We start from the raw sequence: 16,991 nt of genomic DNA, 5'->3' as shown, positions 1-16,991 counted from the left end.
CTCAGCCGCGCTCGCCAAGCAGCCACTGCAGCTGCACTTCGTGCTGGCCACGGTCATCGGTGACGAACACTGTGCCTTCGCTGATCATTACGTCCCACTTGATACTGCGCGGCATGTCGGTGGCCAGGGTCTCCAGCACCTCTTGCGGCACAGCGGCAATGTTCAGGTTCTTCAGGTTCTTGACCGCAGGCACCACTTTGGTCTCCCACACTCGCAGGCTACCGTAGGCCAGCAGGCTGGTGCGCTCGGTGCGGCGGGAACACCAGGTCAGGCGGTCCGCGTCCGGCTGGCCGACTTCGATCCAGTGCAAAACGCGATCGTCCAGGCTCTTTTCCCACAATGCCGGCTCATCGACATCCGACAGGCCGCGACCAAACGACAGCTGCTCGTTGTACCAGAGCGCATAAGCCAGCAGACGCACCGCCATACGCTCTTCGGTTTCCGACGGGTGACGAGCAATGGTCTGCTTGACGCTTTCGTACACGCTGCGATCGAGGTCGGTCAGATTCAGTTCGAATTTGTAGGTGGTGGACGGCTGGGCCATGGTCGACGGGCTTCTTGCGCAAAGAAAAGTGACACAGTCTAACCGATCCTGCCCTTCGTTGCGCCGCGGCAGTATCTGCGGCTTCGGAGCTATGATAAAACCACGGCTCTGCCCAGTTGCCACGGATGCCCCATGCCTACGCCCAGCAAACCCCTCGCCGGCCTGAAAGTCATCGAACTCGGGACCCTGATCGCTGGCCCGTTCGCCTCGCGTATCTGTGCCGAGTTCGGCGCCGAGGTGATCAAGGTCGAGTCCCCCGATGGCGGCGATCCGCTGCGCAAATGGCGCAAGATGTACGAAGGCACGTCGCTGTGGTGGTTCGTGCAGGCGCGCAACAAACAGTCGCTGACCCTCAACCTCAAGCACCCGGAAGGCCTCGAGATCCTCAAACGCCTGTTGGCCGACGCCGACATCCTGATCGAAAACTTCCGCCCCGGCGTGCTGGAAAAACTCGGCCTGGGCTGGGACGTGCTGCACGCGCTCAACCCGCGCCTGGTCATGGTGCGCCTGTCCGGTTTCGGCCAGACCGGGCCGATGAAAGACCAGCCGGGCTTTGGCGCCGTGGGCGAGTCCATGGGCGGCCTGCGCTACATCACCGGCTTCGATGACCGCCCGCCGGTGCGCACGGGTATTTCCATCGGTGACTCGATTGCCGCCTTGTGGGGAGTGATCGGCGCGTTGATGGCCTTGCGTCACCAGGAAGTCAACGGCGGCCAGGGCCAGGTAGTGGACGTGGCGCTGTACGAGGCGATCTTCGCCATGATGGAAAGCATGGTCCCGGAATTCGACGTCTTTGGTTTCATCCGTGAGCGCACCGGCAATATCATGCCGGGCATCACCCCCTCCTCCATCCATACCAGTGCCGATGGCAAGCATGTGCAGATCGGCGCCAACGGCGATGCGATCTTCAAGCGCTTCATGCAGGCCATCGGCCGCGCCGACCTGGCCGATGACCCCACGCTGGCCACCAACGATGGCCGCGACCTGCGCCGGGACGAGCTGTACGGGGTAATCGACCGCTGGGCCAACAGCCAGCCGCTGGACCAGCTCATGCAGGTGCTCACTACCGCCGAAGTGCCAGCCAGCCGCATCTATTCGGCCGAAGACATGTTCAATGACCCGCAATACCTGGCACGGGAGATGTTTCTGCAGGCACGCCTGCCAGACGGCAAACCCTTCAAGATGCCAGGCATCGTGCCCAAGCTTTCGGAAACGCCCGGCTCCACCGAATGGGTCGGGCCGGCGCTGGGCGAACACACCGAAGCACTGCTCGCTGCCCTGGGCTACGACGCAGCCGCCATCGCCGGCCTGCGCGCAGCAGGCGCGGTCTGACCTCTGCCGCCGCCGATGCGAGTTGCCCGCTGGTTGCGCCCCCTGCTCCTGCTGTGCGGGCTACTGCCCGCACTGGCCATACTGCCCGCCGCGGCCAAGGAGCGTATCTGGTGGCTGGTTCGAGACCTGCCGCCGTTCACCATTTTCGAAGGCCCGGAGAAAGGCCAGGGGGTGGTTGATCGCCTGCTGCCGCAGTTGATCGCGCAGATGCCCGAATACGATCACAGCATCGTCCGGGTCAACCGCGCGCGGGGTATCCAGATGCTTCAGGACGCCAGCAGCTTCACCTGCGACCCGACCCTGCTGTGGACGCAGGAACGTGCCGGATACGTGCATTTTTCCATGCCGTTACTGGGTGTAATGAGCGGCGGGCTGGTGGTCCGCAAGGAAGACGAGGCACTGCTTGCGCCGTTTCTCACAGGCCACGAAGTCGATTTGCACGGGCTGTTGAACCAGACCTCGTTGAAGCTCGGTATCGTCGCCGAGCGCAGCTATGGCACGCAGATCGATGAGGTTCTGCGTCAGCTGCCAGAGGCGTCGCTCAGCCGCCACTACGGCAACGATGCCACCGCCAACCAACTGCAAATGCAGCGACTGGGCCGCCTGCACATGGTGATGGGGTACTGGCCAGAGGTGCGTTACCTGATCCAGCAGCAAGGCGGGTTACTGGCGGATTACCACTTCCACCCTGTGCAAGGCGTGAACCCTTACCAGTTTCTGCATGTGGGTTGCTCGAACTCGCCACTGGGGCGCGAGGCCATTGCGCACATCGACCAACTGCTGCCCACGCTGCGTCGGGACACGTTGCCGGGGCTGTATGCACGGTGGCTGGACCCGCAGTTGCAGGAAGACTATCTGGAGCAGAGCAAGCAGTTTTTCAAAGGCGAATAGGCCTTTGCCCATGCCGGCGTGAATCACGCAAAAAAAAGAAACCCCGGACGCTGGGGAGGACGCCCGGGGCCAATCGAAAGTCCTTGGAGACTTCCCGGAACAGCCTGCCAACACCGGAGCAAAGCGCTGGCTGGCTGCCCTTACTGTGTCTGAAAGCCGGGTCAGGCAAAGGTTCCCTGAGGTTGCTGACGCTGTTGCAACGCAGCAATGACACAAGGCTGCAATCGCCCTTCGGCAATCTGCAGATCACGGTGCAGACCATCCACCACGTCAATCAGCAGGCGCTGCTCCTGCAACTGGCGCAGACTTACCGTGCGCTGCAGGGTGATGCCTGCAAGGCTGTCAAACACGGTCAATTGACGATTGCCATTGGCATCGGCGATGCCCAGGTGGGTTTGATAAGGGGTCAGGGCTTCGTTGAGCAGTCTGCAGATTCTTTCCATCCGGATCACTCGCTGCGTGGTGGGCTATAGAGAAACTGACCAACAAGCGCAGCGTAAAGTTCGAGACGCTGGCGCTGTTTCAGTGAGCATGCGGCGCAGACGTGACAGTTTGAGTACGCCTGCCCAGGCACTGAAGCGCACGCTGCAGGTGCGTCATGGACAGCGGCCAGGGCAGCTCGGCAATGACCCAAAGCCCCCGTTGCTTGGCCTCCAGGGCAAGATTGTGCTGGTCGGGTGCTGCCTGACCCACGAACATCAAGGCGCGCAACGCAGGCATGCCGGTGAGCCGTTTCAGTACGGCATGCCCTGCCTTTGTGGGCATCGCGTGGTCGAGGATCAGCAAGTCAGGGCAGCGGCCAGCGGACAGGCAGGCGCGCAGGTCGCCCGCGTCCTCGATGATGCGCACGTCGAATATGCCTTGGGCGTTGAAGGCCTGATGCAGAAGAATCTGATGGGAAGGGCGTGCCTGGTGAATCAGCACGTAAGGCCTGGACATGAGCCGCTCCTGAAGAAGGAAGGACTCGCAAATCTAGGCAAGACGTCGAGCGGTTTAAATAGGAAAAGTCTGAAACAGCGCAAGGAAGCAGCGACAGAGCGAAGCTGCTGCGCAACCCATCGCCGGCTTGCCGGCGATGGGTTATGTGGCGGTCCTGGCGTTAAAGCGGCTTGCCGCGGTTACCGTGCTGGCTGACAAAGCCCTGAACGGCCTTCAGGTCATTGGCCAGCACCGTGCAGCGCTCTTCGCGGCTGAACAGGTCGACCAGGTGCGCAGGCAACTCCAGCGCCTTGCCCACACCGGCCTTCTCTACCGCTTCCGGGAACTTGACCGGGTGCGCAGTACCCAGCACCACCATTGGCGTGTCCAGGCTGCGGCGGCACTCACGGGCGGCCTTGACGCCGATCGCGGTATGCGGGTCGAGCACTTCACCGGTGCTGGCGAACACCTCGGCGATGGTCTCGCAGGTTTGCTCGTCACTGACGGCCAGCGAGTCGAACAGCTTGCGCGCCTCGGTCCAGCGGTCTTCGTCGACGCTGAAGCCGCCACCCTGCTTGAAGTTCGCCATCAGCTCGGCAATGGCAGCGCCATTGCGGCCATGCAGGTCGAACAGCAGGCGCTCGAAGTTGGACGACACCATGATGTCCATCGACGGCGACAAGGTTGCGTGCAGGGTTTCCTTGACGTACTGATTGCCGCTCATGAAGCGGTGCAGGATGTCGTTACGGTTGGTGGCCACCACCAGCTGGCTGATCGGCAGGCCCATGTTGCGCGCCAGGTAGCCGGCGAAGATGTCGCCGAAGTTACCGGTAGGCACCGAGAACGCCACCGAGCGGGCTGGCCCGCCCAACTGCAGGGCTGCGTGGAAGTAGTAGACGATCTGGGCCATGATCCGCGCCCAGTTGATCGAGTTGACTGCCACCAGGCGTGTGCCCTTGAGGAACGACTGGTCGGCGAAGCTGGCCTTTACCATCTCCTGGCAGTCGTCGAAGTTGCCTTCGATGGCGATGTTGTGGATGTTGTCGCCGAAGATCGTGGTCATCTGCCGACGCTGTACTTCCGACACACGCTGGTGCGGGTGCAGGATGAAGATGTCGACGTTGTCGCAACGGCGGCAACCTTCGATGGCGGCAGAACCGGTATCACCGCTGGTGGCGCCAACGATCACCACGCGCTCGCCGCGCTTGACCAGCACGTGGTCGAGCAGGCGGCCGAGCAACTGCAGGGCAAAGTCCTTGAAGGCCAGGGTCGGGCCGTGGAACAGCTCCATGACCCACTCGTTCGAATTCAACTGGCGCAGCGGCGCCACGGCCGCGTGAGCGAACGCGCCGTAGGTTTCTTCGAGGATCTTCTTGAAGTCGGCATCGGCGATGCTGCCGGCAACGAACGGGCGCATCACACGGAAGGCCAGTTCGTGGTAAGGCAGGCCAGCCCAGGAGGCGATCTCTTCCTGGGTGAAGCGTGGCAGGTTTTCAGGGACGTACAGGCCGCCGTCGCTGGCAAGGCCAGCCAGCAGCACATCTTCAAAGTTCAGGGCCGGTGCCTGGCCGCGGGTGCTGATATAGCGCATGGTGCAAACCTTCGAGACTGGGGCCGGGGCCGCTGGCGCGGCCCGTCGGCACTCTTCGTTAATTAAGCTGTTCGACGCGGATGCGCACGACCTTGCCAACCACATCCTGCAGGGCTTCCAGAGCGACGATGGCGTCGTTGATGCCTTGCTCGACCACGCGGTGGGTCAGCAGGATCATCGGCACCAGGCCATCCTGCTCTTCGGCTTCCTTCTGCATGATCGATTCGATGTTGATGCCACGCTCCGACAGGATGCTGGCCACCTGGGCCAAAACACCGGGGTGATCCTTGGCCTGGATGCGCAGGTAGTAGGCACTTTCGCAGGCCTCGATCGGCAGGATCGGGTGCGACGACAACGAATCGGGCTGGAAGGCCAGGTGCGGCACGCGGTTTTCCGGGTCGGAGGTCATGGCGCGGACCACGTCGACCAGGTCGGCCACCACCGACGAAGCGGTCGGCTCCATACCGGCACCGGCGCCGTAGTACAGGGTCGAGCCAGCGGCGTCGCCGTTGACCATGACTGCGTTCATCACGCCATTGACGTTGGCGATCAGGCGGTCGCTCGGGATCAGCGTCGGGTGCACGCGCAGCTCGATACCTTCGGCCGTGCGGCGTGCCACACCCAAGTGCTTGATGCGATAGCCCAGGGCCTCGGCGTAGTTCACGTCAGCGGTGGTCAGCTGGGTGATGCCCTCGGTGTAGGCCTTGTCGAACTGCAGCGGGATACCAAAGGCAATGGAGGCCAGGATGGTCAGCTTGTGCGCAGCATCGATGCCTTCGACGTCGAAGGTCGGGTCGGCTTCGGCATAGCCCAGGGCCTGGGCTTCAGCCAGTACGTCCGGGAAGGCACGGCCCTTCTCGCGCATTTCGGTGAGGATGAAGTTGCCAGTGCCGTTGATGATGCCGGCCAGCCAGTTGATATGGTTGGCCGACAAGCCTTCACGGATGGCCTTGATCACCGGGATGCCGCCGGCAACCGCCGCTTCGAAGGCGACGATCACGCCCTTCTCGCGGGCCTTGGCGAAGATTTCGTTGCCGTGCACGGCGATCAGCGCCTTGTTGGCGGTGACCACGTGCTTGCCGTTTTCGATGGCCTTGAGTACCAGGTCACGGGCGATGGTATAGCCACCGATCAGCTCGATGACAATGTCGATCTCCGGGTTGCTCGCAACGTCGAACACATCAGCGGTAATGGGGGTACCGGTAATCTGGCAGTTCGGGTTCGGCGAGCGCATGGCGATCTGGGCCACTTCAATACCGCGCCCGGCACGGCGGGCAATCTCCTCGGCGTTGCGCTGAAGTACATTGAAGGTTCCGCCACCGACGGTCCCCAACCCACAGATGCCTACTTTGACCGGTTTCACTGTGAACTCCCCATTGAACGGCCGGCACCTGCGCCGACCGTGAAACATGCCGTCACCCCATGACGACGGCGTACTGAATAAATTACTTGGCTGCTTGCTGCTGGCCGGCCAGGGCCAACTTGGCCACTTGCGGCGCCGGCTGGTAACCCGGGATCACCTGGCCGCTTTCAAGGACGATCGCCGGCGTGCCGTTGACGCCGATCGACTGGCCCAGCTGGAACTGCTTGCTGACCGGGTTGGCGCACTTGGCCGCCTTGATTTCCTTGCCATCGACCATCTTGTCCAGCGCCGCGCGGCGGTCGCTGGAACACCAGACTGCCTGCAACTGCTCGTCACCCGGCGAACCGAGGCCCTGACGCGGGAAGGCGACATAGCGCACTTCGATACCGCGACGGTTCAGCTCCGGCACTTCGGCGTGCAGCTTGTGGCAATACGGGCAGGTGGTATCGGTGAACACGGTGATGTGCGACTTGGTCTCGCCTTTGGCAGGATAAACCACCATCTCGGCGGCTGGAATGCCATTGATGAGCTTGGCGACACCTTGACGCTCGGTCTTCTCGGTCAGGTTGACCGGCTTGCCGTCCTGGATCTGGTACAGGTAGCCCTGCATGACGAACTGGCCGTCAGCGCTGGCGTACAGCACACGGCCGCCCTGCAGCTTGACTTCATACAGGCCGTTGAGCGGGCTGCTGGCAACGCTTTCTACGGGCACTTCCAGTTCGAGGTTCTGCAATGACTTGCGGATGGCCTGCTCGGCACCGGCATTGCTGTCGGTTGCCGCGGCAACGGCAAAGGTACTGGCCAGCGCCAACGCGGCGGCGGCGAAAATCTGGGTCAAACGCATGGGAACTCCTGAAGGCGGACAGGGGCCGGAGGGCGTCACCTGCAAAAAAACGCGGTGACCGTGCGGCCCTTGGTGCAAACCGCTCAAGCCTACCACATCACACCACCGTTGAAGGGGTCTGCGGATACCGGCCGGCGGAACATGAAAATCATTCATCCACGCGGGTGATGCTGGGCGTGCAGCTGCTGCAAACGGGCCTTGGCCACGTGGGTGTAGATCTGCGTGGTCGACAGGTCGCTATGGCCCAGCAGCATCTGCACCACGCGCAGGTCGGCACCGTGGTTGAGCAGATGGGTCGCGAAGGCATGGCGCAAGGTGTGGGGTGACAACGCCTTGTCGATACCGGCAACCCGAGCGTGGTGCTTGATTCGGTGCCAGAAGGTCTGGCGGGTCATCTGCTCGCCGCGCAGGCTGGGGAACAGCACATCACTGGGACGGCCGTTCAACAGCTCGCTGCGGCCATCGCGCAGGTAGCGCTCCAGCCACACCACTGCCTCTTCACCCATTGGTACCAGCCGCTCCTTGCTGCCCTTGCCCATTACCCGCAATACGCCTTGGCGCAGGTTGACCTGGTCGAGGGTCAGGCTGACCAGTTCGGTAACCCGCAGGCCGCAGGCATACAGGACTTCGAGCATGGCGCGGTCGCGCTGGCCGATGGCTTCGCCGAGGTCCGGCGCTTGCAGCAGTGCTTCTACGTCGGCTTCGGACAAGGATTTCGGCAAAGGCCGGCCCAAGTGCGGCATCTCCACCTGCAAGGTGGGGTCGATCGCCACCAGCTTTTCGCGCAGCAGGTAGCGAAAGAAGCCACGCAGGCCAGAGAGAAAGCGTGCGGTGGAACGCGGTTTGTAGCCTTGGTCGAGGCGCCAGGCCAGGTGATCGAGGATCAGCTCGCGACCGGCGTCGGGCAAGGCCACGGTGTGGTCCTGGAGCCAGCCGTTGAACAGCGCCAGGTCACTGCGATAGGAGACCCGGGTGTTGTCCGACAGGCCTTTTTCCAGCCACAGGGCATCAAGAAACTGGTCAATCAGGGGGTGGTCTAGGGCGGGCATGAAAACTCGGTGGCAAACGACGAAATGACGCTTAGTCTTTCATAACAGCGCCAGCATAGGGAGCCCGCATGAACGAACAGCAGATCCTTCTCAGCATCGGTGGCATCGGTGCCGCCGCCCTGGCCTGCCAGTGGCTCGCCTGGCGCCTGAAACTGCCGGCCATCCTCTTTCTGCTGCTGACCGGCATCACTGTCGGCCCGCTGCTCGGCTGGCTCGACCCGCAGGCGTTGTTCGGCCCGTTGCTGATGCCGCTGGTGTCCCTGGCCGTGGCGCTGATCCTGTTCGAGGGCAGCCTCACCCTGCACGTGTCGCAGTGGCGCGATATCGGCAGCGTGGTGCACCGCCTGGTCACCGTTGGCGCGCTGTCGACCTGGCTGGTGATCGCGCTGGCGACCCACTGGCTGCTGGGGTTCGACTGGCCGTTGGCGATTCTGTTCGGCACCTTGACCCTGGTCACCGGGCCGACAGTGATCGTGCCCATGCTGCGGGTAGTGCGGCCAAAGGCGACAATCGCCAATATCCTGCGCTGGGAAGGCATCGTCATCGACCCGATTGGCGCGCTGCTGGCCGTGGTGGTGTACAGCTTCATCATTGCCAGTGCCGATGGCAATGGCCTGATCCAGAGCCTGGGTACCTTTGCCGGGGTGATCTTCTGCGGCACTGCACTGGGCGCTGCCGGCGGCTGGTTGCTGGGCCAGGTCATGCGCGAACAGTGGCTGCCGGAGTACCTGCACAACCTGGCGTCGCTGGCAGCGGTGCTGGGAATCTTCATCGCCGCCAACCAGATCGTGCACGAATCAGGGCTGCTGGCGGTGACGCTGATGGGCATGTGGCTGGCCAACATGCGCGGGGTGGATGTGCGGCAGATCCTGCACTTCAAGGAGAACCTCAGCGTGCTGCTGATCTCCGGCCTGTTCATCTTGCTGGCCGCGCGCCTCGACCTGCACGCCTTGCTCGGGCTGGGCCCGGCGGTGCTGGCGCTGCTGCTGGTGATCCAGTTGCTGGCACGGCCGCTGAACGTCTTCGTGTCGACGCTGGGCTCCTCGCTGAACTGGCGCGAGCGGGCCTTGCTGGCCTGGATCGCCCCGCGCGGCATCGTCGCCGCCGCGGTATCGGCGATCTTCGCGATCCGCCTGCACGAGGCCGGCCATCAGGATGCGCTGTTGCTGGTGCCACTGACCTTCGCCGTGATCATCGGCACCGTGGTGCTGCAGAGCGCCACGGCAAGGCCGCTGGCGCGCCTGCTCAAGGTCGCCGAGCCTGCCCCCAGCGGCTTTCTCATCGTCGGCGCCAACGGGCCTGCGCGCACCCTCGGCAAAGCCCTGCAGCAATTGGGTTGCCGTGTACTGCTGACCGATTCGAGCTGGGAAAACATCCGCGCCGCGCGCATGGACGGCTTGCCGACCTACTTTGGCAACCCCGCCTCGCAGCATGCCGATGCACACTTGGACCTGGTCGGCCTCGGCCACCTGTTGGGGCTGTCGCCGGCCGGCGAGATCAACGCCCTGGCCTGCGCCCGCTTTCGCCATGACTTCGGCCACAGCCGCCTGTTCGTACTCGCCAGCGGCCTGGAGAAACAGCGCAGTGACAAGCACCGGGCCAGCGAGGAGCATCGCGGCCACCTGCTCGGTTCAAGCGCGATGACCTACCAGCAACTGGCGAATCACTTGCACCGCGGCGCCGAGCTGTACAGCACCCACCTGACCGAAGGCTTCGACTGGGAAAATTATCAGGCACTGCATGGCGACCGCGCGCACCTGCTGTTCGCCCGTGACGCCAATGGCTGGGTGCATGTAGCGAGCCCGGACAACCCACTCACGCCGCAGTCGGGCTGGACCTTGGTCGCCCTGGTCGAGCCGCTGCCGGTCGCCGACGCTGCAACCACGCCAGGTTGAGCGTCAGGCCTGGGGCAGCACCGGCACCGGCCGCTTGTCTTCGTCGATGGCGACAAAGCTGAACACACCATGGATCGCCCGTTCGCGGCCATCCAGGTACATGTTCTCGACGAACACATCCACTTGCACCTGCAAGCTGGTGTTGCCCACCTTGATCACCGTGCCCACCAGCTCGACGATCGAACCCGCCGGGATTGGGTGCTTGAAGTCGATGCGGTCGGTCGAAACCGTCACCAATGGCAAGCGGCAGAAGCGTGTGGCGGCGATGAACGACACTTCGTCCATCCAGGCCAGCGCGGTGCCGCCAAACAGGGTGTTGTGATGGTTGGTAGTGTTGGGGAATACCGCCTTGGTCACGCGGGTTACCGAAAGCTCGGTGCGGCGCTGGATTTCCTGGTCTCGGGTAGTCATGTCTGGTCACATCGCTTTCTTAAGTTTCAAAACGCAAAAAAGCAGCCCGAAGGCTGCTTTTTTTCTCGCTAGGCGGCCATGGCCACCGGGCAAACTGTACTCAGGACAGTTTTTCCTTGATGCGAGCGGCTTTGCCGGACAGGTCGCGCAGGTAGTACAGCTTGGCTTTACGCACGTCACCACGACGTTTCACGGCCAGGCTGTCGATTTGCGGGCTGTAGGTCTGGAAGGTACGCTCAACACCAACGCCGCTCGAGATCTTGCGCACGGTGAAGGCGCTGTTCAGACCACGGTTACGCTTGGCGATAACAACGCCTTCGAACGCCTGCAGACGGGAACGCTCACCTTCCTTCACTTTAACCTGGACGACAATGGTGTCGCCTGGTGCGAAGGTCGGGATTTCCTTGCTCATCTGCTCTGCTTCGAGCTGCTGGATGATTTTGTTAGTCATGCTGTGCTCCTAAGGTGGACAAACGTGATCCACCATCGATACGTTAACTATCGTTCCGCTCGCGGAGGTATTCCTCGAGCAGCTTTTTCTCTTCTCCAGAAAGTGAGCGACTTTCCAGAAGATCGGCGCGTCGTTCGAAGGTCCTACCAAGGGACTGCTTCATCCGCCATCGCCGGATATGTGCATGGTTGCCACTTAGCAACACGTCGGGTACACGCTGATCCGCATACACCTCAGGTCGGGTGTAGTGCGGGCAATCCAGCAAGCCATCGGTGAAGGAATCTTCCTCCGCCGAGCCTACATGCCCTAAAGCTCCGGGCAGCAGCCGCGTAACCGCATCGATCAGTACCATGGCCGGTAGCTCACCACCGGAAAGCACATAGTCACCAATCGACCACTCTTCATCGACATGAGCATCAATAAAACGCTCGTCAATGCCTTCATAACGGCCGGCGATCAGGATCAGAGATTCCTGTTCGGCCAAGCCTTTGACCGCTTGCTGATCCAGCTTGCGGCCTTGTGGCGAAAGGTAGATCACCTTTGCCGCTGCTCCGGTCGCTTGCCTGGCACTGGCCAGTGCATCTTCCAGAGGCTTGATCTTCATCACCATCCCCGGACCACCGCCAAAAGGCCGATCATCCACCGTGTGGTGGCGATCACTGGTGTAGTCCCGCGGATTCCAGCAAGTGACTTGCAACAAGCCCTGCTTCACCGCGCGGCTGGTAATGCCGTACTCCGTAATGGCCGAGAACATCTCGGGGAACAACGTGATGACTTCTACGCGAAGGTTACCCATCAGTTAGAAATCCGCGTCCCATTCGACCCGCATCACACCGGCCTCAAGGTCGACTGCCAGCACACATTGCGCCGTATAGGGCAACAAGCGCTCACGGTCATCCAGGCTGCCTGCGCAAGGCTTGACCACCACTACATCGTTCGCGCCGGTCTCCAACAGGTGATCAACCGTGCCGAACAGCTGTTCGTCCTGGTTGATGACTTTCAGACCGACCAACTGGTACCAGTAGTACTCGTCGTCCGTCAGGTTGGGCAAAAGGCTGCGCGAGATGCAAATCTCGTAACCGCTCAGAAGACGCGCTTCGTCACGATCGTCGAGCCCTTTGAGCTTGGCGACCAGCTCCTTTTTATTGGAACGGCCACTGACCAGCTCTACCTGCTTGACCGACCCTTCGCGCCGAAGCGTCCAGTTACGGTAATCCAACAGGTTTTCAATCGGATCGGTAAAGGAATACACCTTCACCTCGCCGCGAACGCCGTGAACCGAAAAAATCTTGCCAACGACGATGAGGTCGTCAGCCTTTTCTGGCGTCGCGTTCATACAGTTCAGGCAGCAGCCTTGGCAGCTTCCTTCAGCAGCTGAGCAACACGCTCAGACGGCTGTGCGCCGATGCTCAGCCAGTGAGCAACGCGGTCTTGTTTAACGGACAGACGAACTTCCTGACCACGAGCGATCGGGTTGAAGAAGCCAACCTGTTCGATGTGGGAGCCGTCACGCGGGTTACGCGAGTCGGTTACGGTCAGTTGGTAAAACGGGCGCTTTTTGGAGCCGCCACGGGCAAGACGAATGGTAAGCATTGAACATCGTTCCTGTAGTCGGTGCTGCAAATCATGATGCACAGCGGGCACACGGGTGCCCGAAAGGCCGCACATTCTCAAGGAATATCCGGACATTTGCAAATGCCTTTTTACTTCAAATAAAAAGGCCAGCCTGCTGATCTGCTATTTAGCCGCCTGCTCATGAGGCGACAGTGTTCCCGCCGAAGCGGGTTCCGGCCAGCGGCGGGCTTGCCGCCACTGGCCTGAATCGGTTTTACAGCTTGGGCATGCCGCCACCAGGCATCATGCCGCCCAAGCCGCGCATCATCTTGGCCATGCCGCCCTTGGCAGAGAATTTCTTCATCATCTTCTGCATCTGCTTGTGCTGCTTGATCAGCCGGCCGACGTCCTGCACCTGGGTGCCGGAGCCGATGGCGATGCGGCGCTTGCGCGAACCGCTGAGCAGTTCAGGGTCACGGCGCTCGGCCGGGGTCATGGAGTTGATGATCGCTTCCATCTGCTTGAACTGCTTCTCGGCCGCGCCCTGGGCGTTGCCCATCTGTGACAGGTTGACCCCGCCAATGCTCGGCAGCTTGTCCATCAGGCCGCCCAGGCCGCCCATGTTTTTCATCTGCTGCAGCTGGTCGCGGAAGTCTTCGAGGTCGAAGCCCTTGCCCTTCTTCAGCTTCTTGGCCAGCTTGTCAGCCTTGGCCTTGTCGATGGTCTGCTCGGCCTGCTCGATCAGGCTGAGTACATCGCCCATGCCGAGGATGCGCGACGCGACGCGGTCGGGGTGGAACGGCTCGAGGGCCTCGGTCTTCTCACCCATACCGATGAACTTGATCGGCTTGCCGGTAATGGCCCGCACCGACAGTGCGGCACCGCCACGGGCATCACCGTCGACCTTGGTCAGCACCACGCCGGTCAGCGGCAGGGCTTCACCAAAGGCCTTGGCGGTGTTGGCGGCGTCCTGGCCGGTCATGGCGTCGACCACGAACAAGGTCTCGACCGGCTTGACCGCGGCATGCAGCGCCTTGATCTCGTCCATCATGTCGGCGTCGATGTGCAGACGGCCGGCGGTGTCGACGATGACCACGTCGATGAACTTGAGCTTGGCTTCGCGAATCGCCGCTTCAGCGATGGCGACAGGCTTCTGGCTGATGTCGGACGGGAAGAAGGTCACGCCGATGTCGTTGGCCAGGGTTTCCAGCTGCTTGATCGCCGCCGGGCGGTAGACGTCGGCCGACACCACCATCACGCTCTTCTTCTTGCGCTCCTTGAGGAAGCGCGCGAGCTTGCCGGCGGTGGTGGTCTTACCCGCACCCTGCAAGCCAGCCATCAGCACCACGGCCGGTGGTGCGGCGTTCAGCGCGAGGTCTTCGTTGGCCGCGCCCATCAGGCTTTCCAGCTCGGCCTGGACAATCTTCACGAAGGCCTGGCCCGGGGTCAGGCTGCGCGACACTTCGGTACCGACCGCACGCTCCTTGACGCTGTTGACGAAATCCTTGACCACCGGCAAGGCAACGTCGGCCTCGAGCAACGCCATGCGTACTTCGCGCAGCGTGTCCTTGATGTTGTCTTCAGTCAGCTTGGCCTTGCCGGTGACATGGCGCAGCGTCTGTGACAGGCGGTCGGTCAGGTTTTCGAACATGGTGATCCTTTCTGGCCCAGTAAAAGCCGAGGTTTGTCAGACGCCGAGGGGGAAATGCACACCCCCAGGGCACAGCAAGGCGGCGATTATAGCGAAGTGCAACGGCGGCGCACACCTTGGCTTCCGAGCGGCAAGCTCAAAGCTGCAAGCCACAAGGAAAAGCGCCCAGCCTGCACATCAGCCCTTGCTTGTAGCTTACGGCTTCCAGCTTGCAGCTCACTATGCCAAACTCCGTCTCTTTAAGGCTCGCCAACCAGGACTTATGTTCTCCTCACCCAGCCTCATCCCCAACCTGATCGCCGCCGGCCTTTATATAGCTGCGACCCTCTACCAGGGTTCGCACCTGGCCCAGGGCCGCAAGTCCGACAAACGGCTGCTGGGCTTGCTCGGTGCCCTTGCGGTGATCGCCCAGAGCGGCGCCCTGTTCTTCCAGCTGATCACCCCGCTGGGCCTGAGCCTCGACTTCTTCAGCGCCGCCAGCCTGATCGCCGTGGCGGTCATCACCCTGACCCTGCTGGCGTGCCTGCGCATCCCGGTGGAAAACCTGCTGGTGCTGCTGTTCCCGCTGGGTGCGGTCACGGCGCTATTGGCCCAGTTCGCGCCACCGGGCACCGTGCCGCTGATCAACGAAGAGCCCGGCATCCTCGCGCATATCCTGCTGTCGATCCTGGCCTACGGCCTGTTCACCATTGCCGTATTCCAGTCGCTGCTGCTGTTGCTGCAGGACCGCCAGTTGAAAAACAAGCACCCGTCCGGGCTGATCCGCAACTTCCCGCCGCTGCAAACCATGGAAAGCCTGCTGTTCGGCTTCCTCTGGGCCGGCTGGTGTCTGCTCTCGCTGTCGCTGATTTCCGGCTGGCTGTTCCTCGACAACCTGTTCGCCCAGCACCTGGTGCACAAGACCTTGCTGGCCTGCGTCGCCTGGGTGGTGTTCAGTGTTCTGCTGTGGGGCCGCACCCGCCTGGGTTGGCGTGGCCACAAAGCGATCCGCTGGACGCTGGCCGGTTTCTGCCTGCTGATGCTGGCCTATTTCGGCAGCAAGCTGGTCCGCGAATTCATCTTGCATATCTGACGGCCGCCCATGGACACCCTGCCGTACGCCCCGCTATTCGGCACCCTGGCACTGGCGCTGCTGTGGTCGGCGCTGTTCAGCGCCGTGGATGCCGCACGCCTGCAACTCAATGGCTCGCTGCGCAATGGCGACGACGGGCAAGCCCCCCTGCCCGCTCAGGCGCTGGTGCTGTGCGCCAGCCTGGGCAAGCTGCTGGTACTGGGCCTGGCCTGCCTGATCGGCCAGCGCTACAGCGGCGAACACGGTTTCTGGCTGGCCGGCCTGGGCGCCACCCTGGCCCTGCTGGTGTTTGCCGAGTTCCTGCCGCGGCGCCTGGCGCGGCGTAACCCACAGGCGTTCGTCAGCCTGGGTGCCAGCCTGCTGAAGGTGCCTTTGGCTATCCTCCAGCCACTGGCCTGCCTGCTCGATGGTTGCGCCAAGCTGATCCTGCGCCCGTTCCGTGCGCAGCCTACGGCGGTGGCCCTGCACCCACAGCAAGATGACGACTTCGACGAAGACGAAGCGCACGAGCCAGTGCGCCACGGGCTGCTCGATGGTTTGCAGTCGCTGGACAAAGTCACCGTCAACGACATCCTGGTGCCGCGCAACGAAGTCGATGGTATCAATCTGGACGAGCCGATCGAACGCATCATCGAGCAGTTGATCGTCAGCCGGCACACCCGGCTGCCGGTCTATCACAACGATATCAACCAGGTTGAAGCGATCCTCAATACCAAGCTGATCAGCCACCTGCTGCCCAGGGCAGAGCTAACCCTGGAGAAGCTGCACGGCGCCTGCTACGAACCCTACTTCGTCCCGGAAAGCACCCCCCTGCAGATGCAGTTGCTGAACTTTCACAAGCAGCAACGCCGCCTGGGCGTCGTGGTGGACGAATACGGCGAAGTGCTGGGCATCGTCACCCTGGAAGACATCCTCGAAGAAATCGTTGGCGAATTCGAAGACGAACAGGGGCTGGACAACCCGCATGTACACCCCCAGGCCGACGGCACCTTCGTCATCGAAGGCACCGCCTCGCTGCGCGAGATCAACCGCACCCTGGGCTGGCACCTGCCTTGCGATGGCGGGCCGAAAACCCTCAACGGGTTGGTCACCGAAGCGCTGGAAAGCATCCCGGAAAGTGCGGTTTGCCTGAAGATCGGCCGATATCGCCTGGAAATCCTCGAAACAGAGGACAATTGCGCCAGCAAGGTACTGGTGTGGACCGTGACCCGCTAGCTATACTCGGGTCACGCTTACCCAGCCCCGCCGTCCCGCCTGCTACCCGCACCCGGCGGCCCACGGCCAGTCCGCTCCACTGACACGCCCTGCGGCCCTGTTTCAATACCCCGAACAGTACCCGCTCCCGCCCCTACCCCCCCTGGGCTATCGTCAGTCGAGCGAGCAAAAGAACAATACGCTTCGGCGTCCGTGCAACGGTGCCTGCCC

Annotated in this window: 18 protein-coding genes; 5 read left to right on the top strand and 13 right to left on the bottom strand. The window is 62.4% G+C overall.

What is annotated here, in order from left to right; translation table 11 throughout:
* Window position 1: 1 nt before the first annotated feature.
* Window positions 2-544 (bottom strand): YaeQ family protein, encoded by a 543-nt coding sequence (locus tag CKW22_RS10180; RefSeq protein WP_033700946.1) that lies wholly within the window; start codon window positions 542-544, stop codon window positions 2-4.
* Window positions 545-676: 132 nt separating this feature from the next.
* Here CKW22_RS10180 and CKW22_RS10175 point away from each other — a divergent pair, with 132 nt between their 5' ends.
* On the top strand, window positions 677-1,876 hold the full coding sequence (locus CKW22_RS10175; RefSeq protein WP_033700947.1) for a CaiB/BaiF CoA-transferase family protein: 1,200 nt from the start codon (window positions 677-679) through the stop codon (window positions 1,874-1,876).
* 15 nt (window positions 1,877-1,891) lie between these two features.
* Window positions 1,892-2,767, top strand: coding sequence for a TIGR02285 family protein (locus tag CKW22_RS10170; protein WP_033700948.1), 876 nt, complete (start codon window positions 1,892-1,894; stop codon window positions 2,765-2,767).
* A 161-nt stretch (window positions 2,768-2,928) separates the two neighbouring features.
* On the opposite strand, the gene CKW22_RS10165 is transcribed toward CKW22_RS10170, so the two are convergent.
* From CKW22_RS10165 to xerD, 6 genes are all read right to left on the bottom strand, one after another.
* Entirely contained in the window at window positions 2,929-3,210 is a 282-nt protein-coding gene (locus tag CKW22_RS10165) for a DUF3509 domain-containing protein (RefSeq protein ID WP_033700949.1), read from the bottom strand.
* 79 nt (window positions 3,211-3,289) lie between these two features.
* Window positions 3,290-3,706 carry a response regulator gene (locus tag CKW22_RS10160; protein WP_033700951.1) on the bottom strand — a complete coding sequence of 139 codons (417 nt, stop codon included), beginning with the start codon at window positions 3,704-3,706 and terminating at the stop codon, window positions 3,290-3,292.
* Window positions 3,707-3,866: 160 nt separating this feature from the next.
* Window positions 3,867-5,276 carry a threonine synthase gene (thrC, locus tag CKW22_RS10155; protein ID WP_033700952.1) on the bottom strand — a complete coding sequence of 470 codons (1,410 nt, stop codon included), beginning with the start codon at window positions 5,274-5,276 and terminating at the stop codon, window positions 3,867-3,869.
* 58 nt (window positions 5,277-5,334) lie between these two features.
* Window positions 5,335-6,639 carry a homoserine dehydrogenase gene (locus CKW22_RS10150; protein ID WP_033700953.1) on the bottom strand — a complete coding sequence of 435 codons (1,305 nt, stop codon included), beginning with the start codon at window positions 6,637-6,639 and terminating at the stop codon, window positions 5,335-5,337.
* Window positions 6,640-6,721: 82 nt separating this feature from the next.
* Window positions 6,722-7,483 carry a thioredoxin fold domain-containing protein gene (locus tag CKW22_RS10145; protein ID WP_033700954.1) on the bottom strand — a complete coding sequence of 254 codons (762 nt, stop codon included), beginning with the start codon at window positions 7,481-7,483 and terminating at the stop codon, window positions 6,722-6,724.
* A 152-nt stretch (window positions 7,484-7,635) separates the two neighbouring features.
* Window positions 7,636-8,532 (bottom strand): site-specific tyrosine recombinase XerD, encoded by an 897-nt coding sequence (gene xerD, locus CKW22_RS10140; RefSeq protein ID WP_095064074.1) that lies wholly within the window; start codon window positions 8,530-8,532, stop codon window positions 7,636-7,638.
* A 68-nt stretch (window positions 8,533-8,600) separates the two neighbouring features.
* Between xerD and CKW22_RS10135 the strand changes: the two genes are divergently transcribed.
* Window positions 8,601-10,427: a sodium:proton antiporter gene (locus CKW22_RS10135; protein ID WP_047581520.1), complete on the top strand. Its 1,827-nt coding sequence runs from the start codon at window positions 8,601-8,603 to the stop codon at window positions 10,425-10,427.
* A 3-nt stretch (window positions 10,428-10,430) separates the two neighbouring features.
* On the opposite strand, the gene CKW22_RS10130 is transcribed toward CKW22_RS10135, so the two are convergent.
* From CKW22_RS10130 to ffh, 6 genes are all read right to left on the bottom strand, one after another.
* The gene (locus CKW22_RS10130) at window positions 10,431-10,838 is read right to left on the bottom strand and encodes an acyl-CoA thioesterase (RefSeq protein ID WP_009683444.1); all 408 of its coding nucleotides are present in this window, start codon (window positions 10,836-10,838) and stop codon (window positions 10,431-10,433) included.
* Window positions 10,839-10,938: 100 nt separating this feature from the next.
* Window positions 10,939-11,289: a 50S ribosomal protein L19 gene (gene rplS / locus CKW22_RS10125; protein WP_008094487.1), complete on the bottom strand. Its 351-nt coding sequence runs from the start codon at window positions 11,287-11,289 to the stop codon at window positions 10,939-10,941.
* A gap of 43 nt (window positions 11,290-11,332) precedes the next feature.
* The gene (gene trmD / locus CKW22_RS10120; protein ID WP_033700958.1) at window positions 11,333-12,085 is read right to left on the bottom strand and encodes a tRNA (guanosine(37)-N1)-methyltransferase TrmD; all 753 of its coding nucleotides are present in this window, start codon (window positions 12,083-12,085) and stop codon (window positions 11,333-11,335) included.
* 3 nt (window positions 12,086-12,088) lie between these two features.
* Window positions 12,089-12,625 carry a ribosome maturation factor RimM gene (gene rimM / locus CKW22_RS10115; RefSeq protein ID WP_033700959.1) on the bottom strand — a complete coding sequence of 179 codons (537 nt, stop codon included), beginning with the start codon at window positions 12,623-12,625 and terminating at the stop codon, window positions 12,089-12,091.
* A 5-nt stretch (window positions 12,626-12,630) separates the two neighbouring features.
* Window positions 12,631-12,882: a 30S ribosomal protein S16 gene (gene rpsP, locus CKW22_RS10110; protein ID WP_016501232.1), complete on the bottom strand. Its 252-nt coding sequence runs from the start codon at window positions 12,880-12,882 to the stop codon at window positions 12,631-12,633.
* A gap of 235 nt (window positions 12,883-13,117) precedes the next feature.
* Window positions 13,118-14,494, bottom strand: coding sequence for a signal recognition particle protein (ffh, locus tag CKW22_RS10105; RefSeq protein ID WP_033700960.1), 1,377 nt, complete (start codon window positions 14,492-14,494; stop codon window positions 13,118-13,120).
* 262 nt (window positions 14,495-14,756) lie between these two features.
* Here ffh and CKW22_RS10100 point away from each other — a divergent pair, with 262 nt between their 5' ends.
* Both CKW22_RS10100 and CKW22_RS10095 read left to right on the top strand, forming a co-directional pair.
* The gene (locus CKW22_RS10100; RefSeq protein ID WP_033700961.1) at window positions 14,757-15,566 is read left to right on the top strand and encodes an inner membrane protein YpjD; all 810 of its coding nucleotides are present in this window, start codon (window positions 14,757-14,759) and stop codon (window positions 15,564-15,566) included.
* 9 nt (window positions 15,567-15,575) lie between these two features.
* The gene (locus tag CKW22_RS10095) at window positions 15,576-16,781 is read left to right on the top strand and encodes a transporter associated domain-containing protein (RefSeq protein ID WP_033700963.1); all 1,206 of its coding nucleotides are present in this window, start codon (window positions 15,576-15,578) and stop codon (window positions 16,779-16,781) included.
* Window positions 16,782-16,991: the final 210 nt, after the last annotated feature.

It is taken from the genome of Pseudomonas sp. Irchel s3f19 (assembly GCF_900187555.1).
In the GTDB taxonomy this organism is placed as follows: domain Bacteria; phylum Pseudomonadota; class Gammaproteobacteria; order Pseudomonadales; family Pseudomonadaceae; genus Aquipseudomonas; species Aquipseudomonas capeferrum.
Note: the sequence above shows the minus strand (reverse complement) of the source record. Positions and strands in the feature narration are given on the sequence as shown.

Coding starts and splice junctions, on each gene's coding strand:
- CKW22_RS10180 (WP_033700946.1), bottom strand. CDS start 544: ATGGCCCAGCCGTCCACCACCTACAAATTCGAACTGAATCTGACCGAC.
- CKW22_RS10175 (WP_033700947.1), top strand. CDS start 677: ATGCCTACGCCCAGCAAACCCCTCGCCGGCCTGAAAGTCATCGAACTC.
- CKW22_RS10170 (WP_033700948.1), top strand. CDS start 1,892: ATGCGAGTTGCCCGCTGGTTGCGCCCCCTGCTCCTGCTGTGCGGGCTA.
- CKW22_RS10165 (WP_033700949.1), bottom strand. CDS start 3,210: ATGGAAAGAATCTGCAGACTGCTCAACGAAGCCCTGACCCCTTATCAA.
- CKW22_RS10160 (WP_033700951.1), bottom strand. CDS start 3,706: ATGTCCAGGCCTTACGTGCTGATTCACCAGGCACGCCCTTCCCATCAG.
- thrC (WP_033700952.1), bottom strand. CDS start 5,276: ATGCGCTATATCAGCACCCGCGGCCAGGCACCGGCCCTGAACTTTGAA.
- CKW22_RS10145 (WP_033700954.1), bottom strand. CDS start 7,483: ATGCGTTTGACCCAGATTTTCGCCGCCGCCGCGTTGGCGCTGGCCAGT.
- xerD (WP_095064074.1), bottom strand. CDS start 8,532: ATGCCCGCCCTAGACCACCCCCTGATTGACCAGTTTCTTGATGCCCTG.
- CKW22_RS10135 (WP_047581520.1), top strand. CDS start 8,601: ATGAACGAACAGCAGATCCTTCTCAGCATCGGTGGCATCGGTGCCGCC.
- CKW22_RS10130 (WP_009683444.1), bottom strand. CDS start 10,838: ATGACTACCCGAGACCAGGAAATCCAGCGCCGCACCGAGCTTTCGGTA.
- rplS (WP_008094487.1), bottom strand. CDS start 11,289: ATGACTAACAAAATCATCCAGCAGCTCGAAGCAGAGCAGATGAGCAAG.
- trmD (WP_033700958.1), bottom strand. CDS start 12,085: ATGGGTAACCTTCGCGTAGAAGTCATCACGTTGTTCCCCGAGATGTTC.
- rimM (WP_033700959.1), bottom strand. CDS start 12,625: ATGAACGCGACGCCAGAAAAGGCTGACGACCTCATCGTCGTTGGCAAG.
- rpsP (WP_016501232.1), bottom strand. CDS start 12,882: ATGCTTACCATTCGTCTTGCCCGTGGCGGCTCCAAAAAGCGCCCGTTT.
- ffh (WP_033700960.1), bottom strand. CDS start 14,494: ATGTTCGAAAACCTGACCGACCGCCTGTCACAGACGCTGCGCCATGTC.
- CKW22_RS10100 (WP_033700961.1), top strand. CDS start 14,757: ATGTTCTCCTCACCCAGCCTCATCCCCAACCTGATCGCCGCCGGCCTT.
- CKW22_RS10095 (WP_033700963.1), top strand. CDS start 15,576: ATGGACACCCTGCCGTACGCCCCGCTATTCGGCACCCTGGCACTGGCG.